General features: G+C 39.4%; 13 protein-coding genes. 7 read left to right on the forward strand and 6 right to left on the reverse strand.

All coding sequences use genetic code 11. The annotated features are described in order from the left end of the window. The first annotated feature begins 52 nt into the window (after window positions 1-52). From AO498_RS08640 to AO498_RS08655, 4 genes are read left to right on the forward strand one after another with little or no spacing between them, the layout of a single operon-like run. Complete coding sequence (locus AO498_RS08640) at window positions 53-1,123, forward strand: fatty acid desaturase family protein (protein ID WP_236778581.1); 1,071 nt, start codon at window positions 53-55, stop codon at window positions 1,121-1,123. Window positions 1,124-1,134: 11 nt separating this feature from the next. Then, window positions 1,135-2,331: a DEAD/DEAH box helicase gene (locus AO498_RS08645; protein WP_067546097.1), complete on the forward strand. Its 1,197-nt coding sequence runs from the start codon at window positions 1,135-1,137 to the stop codon at window positions 2,329-2,331. Between the two features lie 9 nt (window positions 2,332-2,340). Continuing rightward, on the forward strand, window positions 2,341-2,601 hold the full coding sequence (locus AO498_RS08650) for a cold-shock protein (RefSeq protein WP_067546099.1): 261 nt from the start codon (window positions 2,341-2,343) through the stop codon (window positions 2,599-2,601). Beyond that, window positions 2,594-2,788: a cold-shock protein gene (locus AO498_RS08655; RefSeq protein WP_067546102.1), complete on the forward strand. Its 195-nt coding sequence runs from the start codon at window positions 2,594-2,596 to the stop codon at window positions 2,786-2,788. The genes AO498_RS08650 and AO498_RS08655 overlap by 8 nt, the downstream gene beginning before the upstream one ends. Window positions 2,789-2,841: 53 nt before the next feature. Here AO498_RS08655 and AO498_RS08660 read toward each other — a convergent pair whose 3' ends face one another. After that, a complete protein-coding gene (locus AO498_RS08660; RefSeq protein WP_067546105.1) occupies window positions 2,842-3,837 on the reverse strand; it encodes a 2-hydroxyacid dehydrogenase in 996 nt (331 codons plus the stop codon). Window positions 3,838-3,928: 91 nt separating this feature from the next. Continuing rightward, on the reverse strand, window positions 3,929-5,107 hold the full coding sequence (locus AO498_RS08665) for a hypothetical protein (protein ID WP_148660207.1): 1,179 nt from the start codon (window positions 5,105-5,107) through the stop codon (window positions 3,929-3,931). Between the two features lie 264 nt (window positions 5,108-5,371). On the opposite strand from AO498_RS08665, the gene AO498_RS08670 reads away from it, so the two are divergent. Next, window positions 5,372-5,686, forward strand: coding sequence for a Dabb family protein (locus tag AO498_RS08670; protein WP_417876915.1), 315 nt, complete (start codon window positions 5,372-5,374; stop codon window positions 5,684-5,686). Here AO498_RS08670 and AO498_RS08675 read toward each other — a convergent pair whose 3' ends face one another. Then, window positions 5,687-6,091: a hypothetical protein gene (locus AO498_RS08675; RefSeq protein WP_067546114.1), complete on the reverse strand. Its 405-nt coding sequence runs from the start codon at window positions 6,089-6,091 to the stop codon at window positions 5,687-5,689. A gap of 125 nt (window positions 6,092-6,216) precedes the next feature. Here AO498_RS08675 and AO498_RS08680 point away from each other — a divergent pair, with 125 nt between their 5' ends. Further along, entirely contained in the window at window positions 6,217-6,825 is a 609-nt protein-coding gene (locus AO498_RS08680) for an alpha-ketoglutarate-dependent dioxygenase AlkB family protein (protein ID WP_067546117.1), read from the forward strand. Window positions 6,826-6,858: 33 nt separating this feature from the next. Here the strand turns inward: AO498_RS08680 and AO498_RS08685 are convergent, their stop codons facing one another. From AO498_RS08685 to AO498_RS08695, 3 genes are read right to left on the reverse strand one after another with little or no spacing between them, the layout of a single operon-like run. Then, window positions 6,859-7,251, reverse strand: a complete 393-nt coding sequence (locus AO498_RS08685; protein WP_067546121.1) for a response regulator — start codon at window positions 7,249-7,251, stop codon at window positions 6,859-6,861. Between the two features lie 11 nt (window positions 7,252-7,262). Further along, complete coding sequence (locus AO498_RS08690; protein WP_067546125.1) at window positions 7,263-8,384, reverse strand: response regulator; 1,122 nt, start codon at window positions 8,382-8,384, stop codon at window positions 7,263-7,265. Then, window positions 8,377-13,170 carry a PAS domain S-box protein gene (locus AO498_RS08695; protein WP_067546127.1) on the reverse strand — a complete coding sequence of 1,598 codons (4,794 nt, stop codon included), beginning with the start codon at window positions 13,168-13,170 and terminating at the stop codon, window positions 8,377-8,379. Before AO498_RS08695 ends, AO498_RS08690 begins: the two co-directional genes overlap by 8 nt. A gap of 523 nt (window positions 13,171-13,693) precedes the next feature. Here AO498_RS08695 and AO498_RS08700 point away from each other — a divergent pair. Continuing rightward, window positions 13,694-17,758, forward strand: coding sequence for a CheR family methyltransferase (locus AO498_RS08700; RefSeq protein ID WP_148660208.1), 4,065 nt, complete (start codon window positions 13,694-13,696; stop codon window positions 17,756-17,758). Window position 17,759: the final 1 nt, after the last annotated feature.

Raw genomic sequence — 17,759 nt, forward strand, 5'->3', positions numbered from 1 at the left:
CACCCAACAAAATTACCTTCTTATTAAAACTATCCGATTTTCGGAATCAGCCTTGTCTGATTTCTCCATTGCCCTCAGGGGACGTGTCAATTCCTATTTCAAGTCAACTCAACAAACCAAATTTGGAAATCGCGAAATGGTCATCAAAACGTTGGTGATGCTTTCGATTTACTTTGTTCCGGTTATTCTAGTCATCACTGGCGTAGCAGATCAGACTTGGCAATTATTTCTATGCTTTATTTTGAGCGGTTTTGGAATGGCTGGAATCGGGATGGGAATCATGCATGATGCCATTCATGGAACCTATTCATCCAATCCTCTGATCAATAAAATCCTAGGATATACCCTTAATCTCGTCGGTGCCAATGCCACTGTTTGGAGAATCCAACACAATGTTTTGCATCACTCTTTTACCAATATCCATGAGGGAGATGATGATATCAATGCTCCTTTTTTCTTAAGGTTTTCACCGAATGTGAAGAAGAACGCACTTCATCCCTACCAACATTGGTACACTTGGTTTTTCTATGGTCTGTCCACCCTATCATGGGTAACTACCAAAGATTTTGTCCGCTTGAATCGCTATTATAAAATGGGATTATTGAAAGGGAAAAATGTATATAGAAATACAGCTCTCAAGATTGTCGCATGGAAATTAGTGTATTATGTGTTCACCCTTGGATTTCCAATCCTCTTCTCACCCTTTGGAGTTGGTGAAATATTACTTGCCTTTCTGGCACTTCATTTCATAACAGGATTAAGCATTTCTTTGGTTTTTCAGACAGCGCACATCATGCCAGATATGGCCTTTCCTCAAATGGATGAAGATGGAGTTGTGGAAGGTGAACGTATGCTTCATCAACTTGCCACCACCTCAAATTATTCAGAGAAAAGCAGAATATTTTCTTGGATGATTGGGGGCTTAAATTATCAAGTAGAACACCATTTGTTTCCGGATATTTGTCATGTTCATTACAGGCACATTGCACCGATAGTGAAAGCTACAGCGGAGGAATTTAATATCCCGTATTACTCAAAACCGACATTTTTTCATGCTTTGAAAGCCCATTTTAATATGCTTTACCACCTAGGTAATGCTGAAATGGAGCCTGTAAAAGCCTAACAACTTTCCAAATGACATTCAATAAAAAAAATACAAAACCATCACCTTCTCCTTCTCGAGGAAGTGGGGTAGATAGAAGGCAGGTTAAGCGAAAGCTGGAATCTTCCTTGGACCCAAGGCTTTTTGAAAAGAAAGCCAAGCCTTCTGGTCAGGAGGGGTTCCGAACCAATAAGTCTTTTGAAGACCTTTCGCTTAGTCCTAAGTTGCTTCAAAATATCCTGAACAAAGGGTATCAAACCCTGACCACTATTCAGGAGCAATCTATCCTTCCTTTAATGGATGGAAGAGATATGATGGCAATTTCCAAGACAGGATCTGGGAAAACTGCCGCTTTCTTGATTCCTATTATCGAGCATGCCCTGAAGGATCCGAGCAATTATTCAGCATTGATTGTGACCCCTACTCGGGAGCTGGCACTTCAGATTGAAGAAGAATTTAAAAGTCTGACCCAAGGCCTTCATTTATATTCCGCAACCTTCATTGGAGGCACGAATATCAATTCTGACCCACAAAAGTTAGCCAGGAAGCTTCAAGTCATCGTAGGCACGCCAGGTCGTTTATTAGACTTGTCTGATCGTAAAGTTCTTGACTTGCGGAAAATCAATACGCTTGTCCTAGATGAATTTGACCGAATGCTGGATATGGGCTTCGTGCTAGATGTGAATAAGCTGGTCAATCGAATCGGAAAGCGGGAGCAGACTTTATTGTTCTCAGCCACCTTGGAGCCTAATCAGAAGAAGCTCATCGATGGCCTGTTAAACAATCCAATTGAGGTAAAAGTAGATTCCGGTTCCGGAACCAATGAAAATATCGAGCAAACGACCATTCGCGTACCTGAAGGACAGGATAAGTTTGACTTGCTCGCCGAGTTGTTTCTAAATCCCGAATTGGAAAAGGTGATTCTTTTCACCGAAACCAAGCGTTTGGCGGATCGACTGGCAAAAAAATTAAATCAGTCCGGAATCAAAGCTGGACAAATTCACGGAGATAAGTCTCAAAATTTTCGAAATCGCATGATTGAGGAGTTTAAAGTAGGAGATATCCGGGTGCTGGTGGCCACCGATGTAGCTGCCAGAGGAATCGATGTAGCTGATGTAAGTCATGTGATCAACTATCAGCTACCGATGACAATGGATGCCTATATCCATCGAATTGGCAGGACAGGTAGGGCCGGTAAAGTCGGTCATGCCATCACTTTTGTAAACTAAACTTTAGTAATGTCAAAAAACCAAAACACATTTATCAAAAAACAAAAGGCGGAACTCAAAAGGCGAAAGCAAAAAGAGAAATTCGAAAAGAAACTGGAGCGTAAATCCCAGCCCAAAGATGGAAGCTTGGATAATATGATCGCTTATGTAGATGAATTCGGAAATATCTCAGATTCTCCTCCAGCTCCACCAGTCGAGAAAAAATCAAATTCAAATCAATCCAATCAAAACAAAGTAAAAACCAATCAAAATTTCAGAAATCATGAATGAAGGAACAGTAAAATTCTTTAACACAACCAAAGGTTTTGGATTTATCACACCAGCTGACCAAAGTGAAGACGTATTCGTACACCACTCTGGCTTGGTACACGAGATCCGTGAAAATGACCGTGTTACTTATGACAAAGTACAAGGTAAAAAAGGCATCAACGCTGTGAACGTTAAAGTAGTTAGATAATATCTAATCACTAAAATATAAAGCCCGGTAGCTGATAGCTTTCCGGGCTTTTTTTATACTTTTTTTACCTCATTTTGGAGGATTTCCCCCTTTTCAAAGGCAGTAATGTTTTCTAAAGTGGTGGTTGCAATTTGGGCTAGCGCCTCATGCGTTAGAAAAGCTTGATGACCTGTGATCAATACATTTGGGAAAGTCATTAATCTCGAAATCTGCTCATCTTCCAAGATTTCTTCGGATAAGTTTTTGAAGAAAATGTGCTCCTCTTGCTCATAAACATCGATACCTAGAAATCCAATTTTCTTGGTTTTGAGTGCTTTGATGGTCGCTTTGGTATCAATTAGCGCTCCTCGGCTGGTATTGATCAGTACCACCCCTTTTTGCATATAGCTGAGTGTTTTCGAATTGATCAAATGACGTGTTTCGGGAGTGAGGGGACAATGGAGAGAAATGATCTGGCTTTGTTCAATAACTTTCTGTAGTGGCAAATAGGTGACCCCAAGAGCGACCATTTCTTCGCTGGGATATAAATCATGCGCCAGAATTTTTGCTCCAAACCCTTTCGCAATTCGGCAGAATGCTTTTCCTATTGCTCCGGTGCCTATCACTCCGATGGTTTTGCCATGGATATTGAGACCAGTAAGTCCCTCTAAGGAAAAGTTATTTTCCCGTACTCGGTTAAATGCTTTGTGGGTTTTCCGTATCAAGGTTAGTAAAATCGCGAAGGCATGCTCCGCGACCGCTTCTGGACTATAGGCAGGGACTCTAACTACTCTGATTCCATGCTTTGCAGCGGCTTCTAAATTTACCTGATTAAAACCTGCACATCTTAAGGCAATGAGTTTGATTCCAAATTGAGCCAGTTTTTTTAAGATAAATTCATCCACTGGATCATTGACAAATGAGCAGATGACATCATGGCCTTCGGCTAAGGCGACTGTTTTGTGATCTAGTCCTACTTCGAAAAAACTAAATTCATGATTGAATCCCTCTCTATGATTTAGGAAACTTTCTCGGTCATAAGACTTGGTACTAAAGAAGGCGATTTTCATAGGTTTGACAGCGTACTTAAATTTTCTGCAAAATGCATCAAAATATCCAAATCTATCAAAGTAGCGAAAGGTCTCGGTTGGTCAATTTGACTTAATTTTTGACTAACTCATAGATGCTAAATCGGAAAATTTCTTCTTCAATTTCAGGATTTCCAGGTTCTTGTACGAGGATCTTATTTCCAGGTAATCCAAGGATTAGATTTCCTTCTGGACTTGGAAGTTCCTTGGAGAGTGCTTTTCCATCGACGAATAGGATGATACTACGCTTTTCTTGATCTTCAGCTGGAGTATATCCTTCGATTTGAGCCGATTTGGATAAATATTCCGATTCTGAGATGCCTTGGAAATATTGAAGTAGATAGGTTTGGTTTTCTAATTCAACCAATCGTTGGTTTCGACCTGAGTAGAAACGGTGTTGATCATATTCAGGATTCGAATTTGGAGTACCTATCGGTAAAGGTGAAAAGGTTAGAAACTCCTCGGGTGTAAAGTCAATTTTCCACTTGAGCTCTAACGTAGAAAGATCATATATCAAAAGAAATGGATCTAATCCATGTACTAAAATCAATTCATTCTCCTCTTGATCGACTACAAATCGCTTGGTCATTAATTCATAATACACCATATCAGTTTTTTGATAGACCGACTCTGGCAAATATGGGATCACGGATTGCTGTTTTCCGGATACCAGATTGATTGCATAGAAGTTTTGGAGGGTGTCTTTTCCTTCTTGATTATGAATCAGGTAATGCGCCGGAAGGAAGCTGCTTGGGCCAGCAAGCACAATCGTACTGTCTTCTTTTTGAAAAACAGGTGGTTTGCCCATGGGGCCAAATGTCCGAATCGGTAGCGGTGAACTAATCCGGGTTTGATTGATGAGTTCGTATTCTGGAGAAAAAGTAACGATCGAAAAGGGGAATTCCAGAATTCGAGTGGAGTCTGGTCCGAAGCTCATTCCTGTAGGATTCCAATTTCCATATAGTCCTGGGCCTTCGCCTTTTTTATGGACACGTTTTAGAATAGTGCCTTGAGGATTGATTTCTAAAATTTCATCGGATATAATCGAATACCCTAGGAAGATATTTTCCACCGGTGAAAAATCGACAATCACTAATTGTGTTTGATTTTCAATCGCAAATGAATCCACTTTCACCAATTGATAGGAAAAGTCTCCTTCAGCTTTTTCAGATTGGGTTGTAGTACAGGATAAAAGAGTGGAGAGTACAAAAAGGAGGAACAATAAATTGGATTTCATTTCAGATAATGGCATGTTTCTACGAGATTTTCGTAAAATTTGATTTCTTCCCTTTGAAATCCAAGAAAAGGAAAGATTTTCCTTCCATTTAATTAGAAGTATAATTGAAAGCGCTAGAATATGTATCTTCCCTTTCTTGAAAAATAACCTCATCCACTTATGAAAAAATTGATTTATTTTCTCTTACTCCCTCTTTCTTTTGCATGTAGTCCAACTACACCGAATGAAGAAGTTATCGAAGACTCCTTTCCTCCAGAAATCACTATCCAAGAAAGCACTATGCCAGATTCCTTATTAAGACACGTTGTATTGTTTGGGTTTAAAGAAACCTCCTCACCAGAAGATATTCAGAAAGTGGTGGATGCATTTAAAGCATTGCCTAGCCAGATTTCGGAAATCAAAGGGTTTGAATGGGGCACTAATTCCAGTCCAGAAGGCCTTAATCAAGGCCTGACTCATGCATTTACTTTGACTTTTCATTCGGACGCTGATCGGGATGCTTATCTGCCTCACCCAGCTCATAAAGAGTTTGGAGCGATTCTAGGGCCTCATTTGGATAAAGTTACCGTTCTTGATTATTGGACAAAGCCTTGATTATCGATCCACGGGTAAAGAATTGCCTGGCGTTTTGAGATCCTCTGAATTCATTACCTCCGTAACTACAAATTGACTAGTTCCCCTCCAGGGAAGCATTCCGTTGTATTCTTGATAGCGTACCTCGAGATGCTTCCCTGAATTTCTTTCTAAAATCGCTGCAACATCGGGGTCTGTCACGCTAAAGCGAAATTCATTGGATTGAAGTGCTCCTGAGGTAGGACTTTGGAATCCTTCCTGCACCATTCGACCTTCCCAAGTCTTGAATATGATTCCTTTTTTGACAAAATAATTGAGGCTTCCTGCTTTTACGCCTTCGCCAAATACAAAATAGAATCTCCACCAAATAAATATGGCTCCCACGGTAATTAAGATAAGGGTGGCGATAGTTAGAATTTTTTTCATGGGTTAGTAAATCTAAAAGGTGCAAGGATTTTGGGATAAATTAGGTAAAAAAATCTCAAATGAACTTTAGCGCTGCTGAAGAAAGGTTTGGAAAACCTTCTTAAAAAAAATGGGGTTTAGGAGCTATGCAACAGGATTTGTTTTTGAACTCTCAAGAAAACCTTCTTCCATTTCAAGGAGAGGTTAGATTTTATCCACATTTTTTTGAAGACACTCAAGCAGATGAGTTGATGAGGTCGTTTCAGGAGAGCTTGGCTTGGCGTCAAGAACCGATTCGGATTTTTGGGAGAGAAATCATGCAGCCTAGATTGACGGCACTCTATGGAGAAGCTGGAATGCCTTATGGGTATTCAGGGATTCAGATGACCCCATTGCCATGGACTCCGGAATTGATGGCAGTTAAAACCAAAATCGAGGAGTTTACTCAGCTTCGGTTTACCCATGTATTGTGCAATTACTATCGAAATGGCCAAGATAGTATGGGGTGGCATCGGGACAATGAGCAGGTGTTGGGCCAAAATCCATCCATTGCCTCTGTGACATTTGGAGCTCCTAGAAAATTTCAATTACGCCACTATACCCAAAAATCAATCAAACGGGATGTACTTCTTTCTCATGGGAGCTTATTGATGATGCAAGGAGAGAGTCAGCATTTCTGGGAGCATCAACTTCCGAAGTCCTCCAAAATTTTGGGACCTCGGATAAATCTTACGTTTCGAAAATTGATTCGATAGGAAGTAAAAATCTCTGTGGCGTTAAATCCTGTTTTAATTTAAAAATAGCTGAGATTGCTTTAAGGCAATTAGGTAGTTTTTCATTAATGGCTTTTCGATGTATTCGATGATACAGCTATATCGAATAGCTTTTTTCTTATCAGCCATATTAACCGATGAGGTAATTACAATCACCTTAATTCGATGAGGTTGGTCAAGAGATTCGATGTAATCTAATACTTGCCAGCCATCCATATCTACCATATACAAATCCAAAAAGATCAAAATATTGTCTTTGGAATCTTTCTCTTTTTCTAAGTATTCAATGGCTTCTCGTCCAGAAGAAAGACAAATAGGGTCGTGGTGAAACTCCGCTTTCATGGCCAATAGCTTATGAAAGAATTGGTAGTCGGTGTCGTCATCCACTATGATAAGTTTGAAATTCATTGGATTTAAATTCAGTTCGATTGATTGAGTAGTGCTTGACTATCGTTGGATTTTTTTGAAATGTCTCGAATTACTTCATCTAATTCAAAGGCCGATTTCAAAATTAAGTTAAGAAATTCTGCTGTTTCAGGGCTACAATTTGGTAAATCAGAATCCTTCATGAGCATGATGATTCCCATCATTCTCGCCAATGGAGCTCTGACTACGTGCGATTGGGTCCAAGCAATTTCTTTTAGGATTTCATTTTGCTTGGTTAAGGTTTCGACATGTCTTACCCGTTCGGTAATGTCTCGGGAGATGTCCATCACTGCAGGCCTTCCATCCAAGTCCAAAAGAATAGCTTTCATTTCCACCGTTCTTGCATTTCCATCCTTCCGTAGCATGGTGGTTTCGAAGGTTAATGATCCCTCCTTTTTAAGCTCTGCGAATTTTTCCTTAAAATATTCTTCATCCATGTTGGAATCTGTTTCCCAAATGGACAAATCCATGTATTCTTCCTTTGAATAGCCGGAAATTACCTCGGTGGCATGATTAAATTCAATGAATTTCGAAGGACCTTCCTCATTGATGTAGAAAAGTCGAATAGGGTCAAGGTTGGATTCAAACAGAAGCTTGAATTTTTTTTCATTTCGTTCTGCTTCCTCTTTGGATTTTTCCAATTCTTGCGTTCGAATTTTGACCAGTTCCTCCAGATTCGCATTTGAATTTTGGAGTTGATCCATTAGGTATTTGGTCGTTAGAATGTTCTTGATCCGCAATCGGATCTCATTCATATCGAATGGCTTCGTTAAGAAATCACTAGCGCCTAAGGATAAGGCTCGCTCTCTGGATTCCGGATTGCTATCTGCCGTAATTACCACCACCGGTAGATAAATACTAGCGTAAGGCTCCTTTTTTAATTCGTGTAATACATCGAATCCTGAGATTTTTGGCATCATCAGGTCAAGAAGCAGTAAATCAGGGGTGCTTTCCTTGAGTTTTTCTAAAAGTTCTTCAGGTAGCGTAGTAGACCAAATATTTTCATACCCTGCTAGGTTTAGCAAATTTTCTAATAGGATAATATTCTGCAGGTTGTCATCTACAATAAAAATCGAGGATGATTTGATGTTCGCCCCGATACTTAGATCAATCATTTGATCCTCCTTTCGTATATCTTCTGATTAACTTAATCATTTGGCTTACATTGATCGGCTTGGTTACATATTCCTCGGCCCCTAGGCTCAGTAGTGTTTCGGTAGTTTTAGGGCTTGCATCAGCACTCACTACAACCACTGGAATTTTATTGGTTTCTGAACCGGATTTTAATCGTTTCAAAACCTCTGAACCGTGCATGTCTGGTAAATGCAAGTCCAATAAAATGAGATTTGGGCGATGAACTTCAGCCAAACTTAACACTTCTTCTCCAAATTTGGTGTGGATAAGCTCGAAATTAGGGTCAATAGTCTGCACTAGCTCACTGATCAATTCCAAATTGGTTTGATTATCCTCTACCATCAACACCTTTCCTGACCATACGGCACTGTTTTCGTCCGTTTCTAAAGTGGTAGAAAATACTTCTTGATTGAATTCAGCATGAACAGCTTGAGGTAATTCAATCCAAAATGTGCTTCCTATTCCAAGGGTACTTTCCACTCCGATTTTCCCGTTCATCAGTTCGATGAGTTTGTCTACGACCGAAAGTCCCAATCCAGTTCCTTCGATGGTGGAGTTTTCATGTCCTGCCCGCTCGAAAGGCATAAACAGTTTATTGAGATTTTTAGCCTCAATACCGATTCCTGTATCTTTTATCTCAATTCTAACATGTCCTGGTGTTTGAACCTTAGCCGTATCTGTGGATACAGATACTTTTACCTTCCCGTACGGTTTGTTGTATTTGATTCCATTGTTGATTAGGTTGACTAAGACTTGCTTCAGCCTTTGTAAATCAGCTTGCACAAATATATTTCGAACTCCTGTCGAAGGTAGAATCAACTGAATGTGATTTTTTTCGGCAATGGGTTCAAACGATTCAGAAATTTCTGAGATAGCGCCAATCACATCTACCGGTTCGAGGGATACATCTACCTTGCCTGATTCAATTCGTGTAATGTCTAGCACCTCATTGATTAAATGAAGCAAGTGATTTCCACTTTTAATGATAAACTCTAGATTGCGAAGCTGGGCCTCGGTCAGCTCGGAATACTCCAAAAGCTGAGCAAATCCTAAAATGGAATTCATCGGAGTTCTCAACTCATGACTCATTCTAGAAAGAAATTCACTCTTGGCGCTGTTGGCTTCGTCTGCTTCTTTTTTAGCAAGTTCAAGTTCGAAGGTCCGCTCATGGATCCTGTTTTCGAGGTTGATATTAAGCTCGATGATTTCCTCTTCGTATTTTTTACGCTGAGTGATATCTTGCTTGATCGCCATAAAGCTGATAATATCTCCCTCTTCATTTCGAATTGGATTGATGGCGATATCTTCCCAATAGAGCTCTCCATTTTTACGACGATTTTGCCATTCATACCTCCAAGTCTTTCCGGCATTGATCGTCTCCCAAAGATCTTGATAGACTCTTCGATCGGTTTGTCCGGATTTGATTTTTCCAATAGGTTGACCAATCAACTCTTCATACTCAAAGCCGGTCATTTTGAGAAATGCCGGACTCATGTATTGGAGATGACCTTTTTTATCCGTAATGATTACCGCTGCAGGACTTTGGTTGATCGCGAGATTCAGTTTCTGGATTTCCTGTTCAGCAAGTTTACGATCGGTGATTTCTCGAATCAGTCGTAGCATTCGATCATTGGATAGCCTGACAAGTCTGGCTTCATAAAATAGATCAGGATTACTTTGGATTCCTTTGTATTCGTAGGTGATTACTTTTTCAGAGTTAAATGCCTCCTTAATTTTTTCTAGGTGAATGGTAATGTTTTGATCATTAAACAAGTCTCGAATGTTTTTTCCGACTGCGTCCAAGAATACATTTTTGGGCTCGCTCTTTGGAGTATTTAATAGTTCGAGGTAATTGCCCTCTCGATCGATTACATATAAGTTATCCGGGATAGAATCAATGATTGCACTGAGTCGTCTATTCTGTTCTTGGATGAGTTCTTCTTGCTGTTTCCGTTCGGTAATATCAATTACCGATGCAGCATTGAACAGTGGATTACCCTCTTCATCTGTGAATAGTTTCACATTCACCAAGCCCAAGAAAGTGCTTCCGTCTTTGCGCTTACGACCAAACTCTTCCAGTGCATATTCCTTGTTTTTAAGGTATTTTGGAAAAATGGTTTGAATGTAAAACTCAAATTGCTCTGGAGTATGCAGGATATCAATGGGTCTTCCAATTAACTCATCTATTTGATAGCCGTGCATGTCTGCAAAGGCTTTGTTGCAATAGGTAATGATACGTCCATCAGGAATGGTGATCACGGTGCCGTAAGAGGCTTGGTCTGAAATGATTCGGAATTTTTTCAGTTCTTCTTCAGCATGCTTTCGAGATGTAATGTCATTGTCTGTACCTCGATATCCCACCAATTCCCCTTGATCATTCAAAACAGGCGTAGCAAAGGTGGAAACCCAAATAATCTCCCCATTTTTCTTTTGAATCGGGTTTTCAAAATTCAGTAGGTTTTCTTTATTCGTGAGGTATTCATTGGCTAATGTTTTATACCGTTCTCGAGAATGCTCTGGGAAAAGATCATAGAAATATTTTTTATTGATGATCTCCTGCGGATCATATCCAAAAATCTTTTTGCATACCGGGCTCATGTAGGTGTACAATCCCGTCTCATCCACTTCCCAGGTGACAGCTCCACTGTGTTCGGCAATCTGACTAAAGCGTTCCTCACTTATTTCGAGGGCCCGTTCGATATTTCGTTGTTCAGTAATGTCTTTCCAAGTGGTGAATAGCACTTCCCTACCATCCATCATTACTTTGGAAAGTTTTATTTCGGCTAAAAACTCTTCCCCAGTTTGTCGAGTATGCACCCATTCAAATAGCACCAATCCCTTTTTAAAAGCTTCATAAAGCAATTCGAGTGAATATTCTTTGGAGTTTCTTCCATTGGGCTGAAATTCCGGAGATAATTCATAGGGATATTTTCCGAGAAGTTCTTTTTTGGAATACCGTATTAAGTCTAATGCAGCTTTATTGCATTCGATAAATCTACCCTCTTCAATAATTAAATATCCATCAGGAGATTCTTCAAATAAGAATCGATACTTTTCCTCACTTTCTTTGAGGGTTTTTTCAGCCCTTCGCATATCAGAAATATCAATGCCTTCACATTGGATTTCGAAAGGAATACCCTGTGAGTCAGTCAGACATACAAAATCCCACAAGGTTTGAATGACTTCCCCATTCTTGGTTGGCTTATCCAATTCAACTGTAAAGGCAACACCTGGGTTCTCGATGCATTTTATTGCATATTCAGTAGCTTTCGCTTGATCATGTGCACAAATGGACGCAAGAGATTCTGCCTTTCCCAGTCCATGTGGATATAGGTATCCAAAATCATCGGCAAATTTTTTGTTCCAGAAGGTATGCCTTCCTTCTAAATCTGTTCGAATGATGTAATTCTTCTGAGAATCAAATAAGCTCTGAAGTCGCTTTTCATTGGATTTCAATTTTCGAAGACCTTCCTTTGATTCCAGACTTTGCTTGAGCGTGGTTGAAATGCTTTTCAGAAGGTCATATTCTTCATTCAAAAACTTACTCCCTTCGGGAATAAAGACATCAATCCTGAGTTTGTTTCTACTATCGATTTCGATCTCAGTGAATGTTGATTTAGGGAGCTGCTCAAAGTTTGAAGAATAAAATGCCTGCTCCTCAAATTTTATTTTTACTTGCGTTTTCTCAGGATTGAGAAATCCTCGCTTGATTGTATCACAACAATTTTGAAGAAGCGTACTTTCGGAGATAGCATGGTCATTACTTAAGGTGGTTACTTCATAGATTGCCCTTAGTTCTTTGGTTCGTTCTTTCTCATTCCGTTCGGTGGTTAGTCTTCCCCTAACATTTGAGAGAATTCCCGAAAAAATCCGCAAAACACTAAACTCATCTTCCGAATAATGGTGGACTTTTTTGACCGAATCCACTCCAATAAAACCGATGCACTCCTCCTTAATCATGATGGGCAGTGTAAGGAGACTTTGGATTCCTTGGGGCTCAAGGGCCTGACGGTATACGTCTTTAGGGTCTAATTTTGAGACGTCTTCGATGTAGGTTTGCTCCCCTTTTTGATGAGCAGCGGCCCAATCCTCCATGCCTTCCATACTGAAATTCTGGAGGTATTCAATTTGTGGTTCGATTCCTTCTGCGCACCATTCGAAGGTGTTGGACGTAGTTCGATTTTCCCAATCGTAATCGAAAATGTACATCCGATCAGCTTCCACAAATTTTCCGAGAGTTTCTAAGCTGGACTGGATCACATGGTTGACATCTTCTTCCGCCAAATTGATAAAAGCAGTAGAAACATGGACCAAGATCTCGTGAAGTTTGGTTTCTTGCTTAAGTCTTTTCTCAGCAAGGATCTGTTTGGTGATATCTTTAAAGGAGGCAAATACTTGGTTGGGTTTATCCTCCCCTTCAATAAAAATTGGGTTAGCGGAAATTAAAATCCATCGGTAGGAATTCGTTGCAGGATTAAATACCCCCATTTGGACATTTTCAACGGATTTCCCTTCACGAAGCGCAATGATCGCAGGGTGGGTTTCTCCCGGAAAATCACTTCCATCCGGGTGAATCGCATGCCATCTTGGATCCAAGGAAGTTCTTCCCTGAATCTGTTCCATGGAAAGACCTAGCATCTCCAGAGCTGCGGAATTGGCATCAGTGATTTGGCCTGATGAGTCTTGGTAAACAACTCCATCAGTCATGTGATTAAACAGGTACTGAAACTTAAAAAGAGATTCCTGGTCAGGATTTTCTTTATTCATACAATAGGACTAGGTATGCAACTGGGAAATTTAATTTGATTCAACCATGAAGTAGATTGAGAAGATCTCAATTTAATCACAGTATTAGGCTACTTAAAGATAGGGGCTTGGCTGAAAATATTTTACTTTTTTGAAAAAAATGATTTTTTAAAAAACTCTAAAATAGTATAACTAAATATAATAATTTTTTTATAGATGGTTATTTAGTTGATTTTTAATAAAGACATCATAATGTTTTCTTATGATTTTATCAGTATACTGGGTCTTCTACATACATTTTACACATTTGTTTAATGTAATTTATCAAACCTTAGTCAAAGGGGATTACGATAAAAATTAGAAATGATTCAATTTTTATTCTTTCGTTAATGGAAGGTTTTAATTATCAATATTTTACAAGGATTTACTTAATTTTTATAAAATTTTGAAATAAAATTTTTTGAAATCTGAATCTGTAAAATTAAATTTCAAATACTATTTTATTTGGAAATTTGAATTCCTTGGGGATTTTACAAAGATATTTATGCCCACTTCACCCGTTTACGTTGCTGTTGGAGCCTCCGCTGGCGGTTTAGATGCAGTCCAACAATTATTTCAGCGAATTCCAGCAGATCTTGGATTCTCTTATGTGATTGTCCAGCATTTGTCCCCAAATTTCAAGAGCTTAATGCCTGAGCTTCTTGGGAAGTTTACCGCCATGCAAATTTTGACTGCAGAAGATGGTATGGAGATTCTTCCTAATCAGATTTATCTTAATCCTCAACGGAAGAATCTAACTATTGAAAAAGGACGATTCAAATTAATCGACAAGCCTGATACTGATCACTTAAGTTTTCCTATCGATATTCTATTCCATAGTTTGGGAAAAGAGTACAAGGAAAAGTCCGTAGGTATTGTATTGTCTGGAACAGGGTCGGATGGTTCAAGAGGGATTAAGACCATTAAAGAGGAGGGAGGATTGGTGTTTGTTCAAGATCCTTTATCTGCCCAATTTGACGGAATGCCCAATACTGCGATTTCCACACATCTGGTGGACTTCGTTGGAAAGCCAGAAATAATCGCAGAAAAACTTGTGCTTTTGGCAAGAAGAAAACCTGCCATTGCAGAGGAAATTTTTAAAGACCGAAAAAATCAAAGCTACTTCTTCAAAATATTAGATGAGGTCTATTCGGCCACTGGAATCAACTTTAAAAAATATAAGTACAATACCCTGCTCAGACGGCTCACCAAGCGTCTGACACTGTTGAATCTGACCGATTTTGAGTCTTATTTCAATTATATCCGAGACAAGGAGGAGGAAAAAAGCTTTTTAAAACAGGATTTTCTGATAGGAGTGACCAGTTTCTTTCGGGATAAGGAGGCGTTTGATTTGATCAAATCCCAAGTGATTCCTGACTTGTGTGTCCAAGTGCCAGAAAATAATATCCTACGAATCTGGGTGGTCGGCTGTTCCTCTGGACAGGAAGTATATTCTATAGCCATGTTATTAGCGGATCATATCGCGGAACTTAAACTTAACATCGATTTTAAGATTTTTGCCACAGATCTGGACAAGGAAGCGCTTCAGGTGGCAAGTAAGGGGATCTATTTGGCCAATGAAGGAAATGAAATCCCTGAAAAATTGCTTACAAAGTATTTTACCAAACGAATCGACCGGATTCAGATTGATAAGTTTATCCGTGATCGGGTGGTCTTTTCAGTTCATGATGTGACCGTCAATCCACCCTTTAGCCATGTAGACTTGATTTCCTGTCGAAACTTGTTGATCTACTTTGAAAACGCTGCTCAAAAAGAGGTGATCTCTTATTTTGAAAATTCTTTGAAAAAAGATGGCTATCTCTTTTTAGGTTCTAGTGAATCGATCGGTGATTTTTCTGGAGCATTTGATACAGTAGATTCTAAGTTGAAAATCTTTCGAAAAAAAATTGAGGGTAAGTCATTTTCAGAACTTAAAAAAGGGGTTCAAAATCTGAATACCACTAGCTATTTTGAACATTTGGACCTACATAAAACACCAATAAAAAATACCAAAGAACCGGTGAGTAATATTGATAAATTAAATGAATTAGCCTATTACAGGTATTTAACTAAGAAATTTGGTCCTGTTTCCATTTTTATCGATCGTGATTTCTCGATCCGATTTATCAATGGGAATTTGAAATATTGGTTCAATTATACCTCTGGGGTGTTTTCATCACGATTGGATACCTTATTGGGTAAAGAAACATTTGAGTTAATTCGGCTCGCAGTTTTAAAATTGGGAGAAACTGGCTCCTCCTTATTGGTTCAAAATCGTTCGGTCAATCTGGATGGAAAAGAGCTAAAATCTTCCATTAACATTTCTAGGATTAAAGATCTTCTAAAAGGAGAGGAGTTGTTTTTATTGGAATTTACCAAGACCAAGCCCTCCAAAACTTCAGGGATTTCTTTGGTGTCTCAGGCCCAGCTTGACCATTCCTCCTTGGAAAAAATTGATACCCTTGAGACGGAGTTAGACCAAAAGAATTTTCAAATCCAAACCTTGGTGGAGGAATTGGAAGCCAATATCGAGGAACTTCAAAGTGCCAATGAGGAGCTGATGTCCTCCAACGAGGAATTGCAAAGTTCAAACGAGGAGCTCCAGTCAGTCAATGAAGAACTCCATACGGTCAATAGCGAACTCCAAGAAAAAAACAAAGAGCTCATCAAGTTAAATGATGATGTGACTAACTTTATCACAAGCTCAGATATCTCCACGTTATTTCTTGATGTGGATTTTAGAATCCGCAAGTTTACCCCTGGAGTATCCAAAATTTTCAAAATCCAATCCTCGGATTACGGTAGACCTGTGACTGATTTTTCAACCAATTTTTCCGAAATGGAGAAGCGCTCTTTGTTGGAAGAATGTTCGGATGCATTGGAGAATTTTACTACCCATGAAAAAGAGGTTAGAGACAATGAAGGAAATTGGTATTTCAGAAAGGTGTCTCCGTTTATTACCGCCGAGCGGAAAGTGGAAGGTGTCATTGTGACTTTTGTCAATGTCAGCAAACTAAAATCCACCACGCTACGCTTAAGGGAAACTGAAACTCAATTATTGACCGCCTTGGAGGCAGGAAATATGGCCTGGTGGGAATTGGAATATCCGTCCCGAAAAATCACCTCAAGTGAAAATATCGCAGCTTTGATGGGAGGGCATGACCCAAAGAATTTCAGTTCCTTGGATTTTTTCAACGAGATCACTCATCCGGAAGATCGGCAAATCGTTGGAGATGCCCTACAGGCCCATATTGATGGAATAGAAGATCACTATCACGCCGAGTATCGAATTATTGCCAAGGATGGAAGTTGTTTATGGTTTAAAGGAGTTGGAAGGATTACCTATCGGGATGGGGAGGAATTTGTTATTTCTGGAGTAGTCACTAACATCACTAAAAACAAGGAAGCAGAACTTCAACTGAAGGAAGCCATACAAAGGGCCGAGGTCTCGTTTATCTATAAAAATCAGTTCTTGGCAAATATGAGCCATGAGATCCGTACTCCGATGAATTCCCTGGTAGGCTTTGCTGGACTTCTCCGAACCCCAAATCTCGACGAGAAAAAGCACCACATGTACATCGATTTTATTGAAAGTAGTGCCAAACAGTTATTGAATTTGATCGATGATATTATCGATGTGTCCAAGATTGAATCCGGTGAACTGAAAATGGTGTATTCGGACTGCCATGTGAAAAGTCTCCTATTTGAGTTGCAAGAGTCCTTCAATACTACCAAGGAAAAACGCAAGAAAGATCATTTGGATATTGTAATGAATGTTCCCAAAGAGTATGATCATTTGGTGATTCAAACTGATGCTGGAAGACTAAGACAGGTATTGAGCAATCTAATCGGGAATGCACTGAAATTTACCCATCAAGGACATATTGAATTTGGCTTTTATGCCTCCAAAAGCAAGATTTTCTTCTATGTCAAAGATACTGGGATGGGTATTGCTCCTGAAAATCTAGATATCATTTTTGAACGTTTCAGCAGGTTAAATGAAAATATTGCCGGGTATGAGGGTACTGGTTTGGGACTTTCGATCAGCAGGGGAATCATTCAGATGCTTGGTGGAGAAATTTTTGTAGACTCCGAATTGGGTGTAGGGACCATCTTTAGGTTCCATTTGCCACTTCATCAGTCTTCTGATTCCGTGGTTTCTGAAAATTTAGATCAGTTTGTGGAAAAAGGAACGGAACTTTCTCGGTTAAAAGGAAAAAGAATTCTAATCGCTGAGGATGATCCAATCAGTCGAGTGTATTTGTCTGAGATTTTAAAGGAATTCGAAGTGGAAGTTTTAACTGCGGAAGATGGAGAGCAAGCTGTCAAACTCTTTTCACAAACTTCGAATATTGATTTGATTTTGATGGATGTTGCAATGCCCAAAATGAATGGGATCAATGCCACTCAGGCCATCCTTAAATTAAACAAAGAAACACCGATCATTGCGCAGACTGCCTACGCGATGATCGGTGATAAAGAAGAATTATTAGCCAAAGGTTTTAGCGATTATCTTTCTAAGCCTGTGGATAAAAAACTATTGCTATCCAAAATCCTCAAACTGATTTGAA

Source organism: Algoriphagus sanaruensis, from assembly GCF_001593605.1.
GTDB lineage: Bacteria > Bacteroidota > Bacteroidia > Cytophagales > Cyclobacteriaceae > Algoriphagus > Algoriphagus sanaruensis.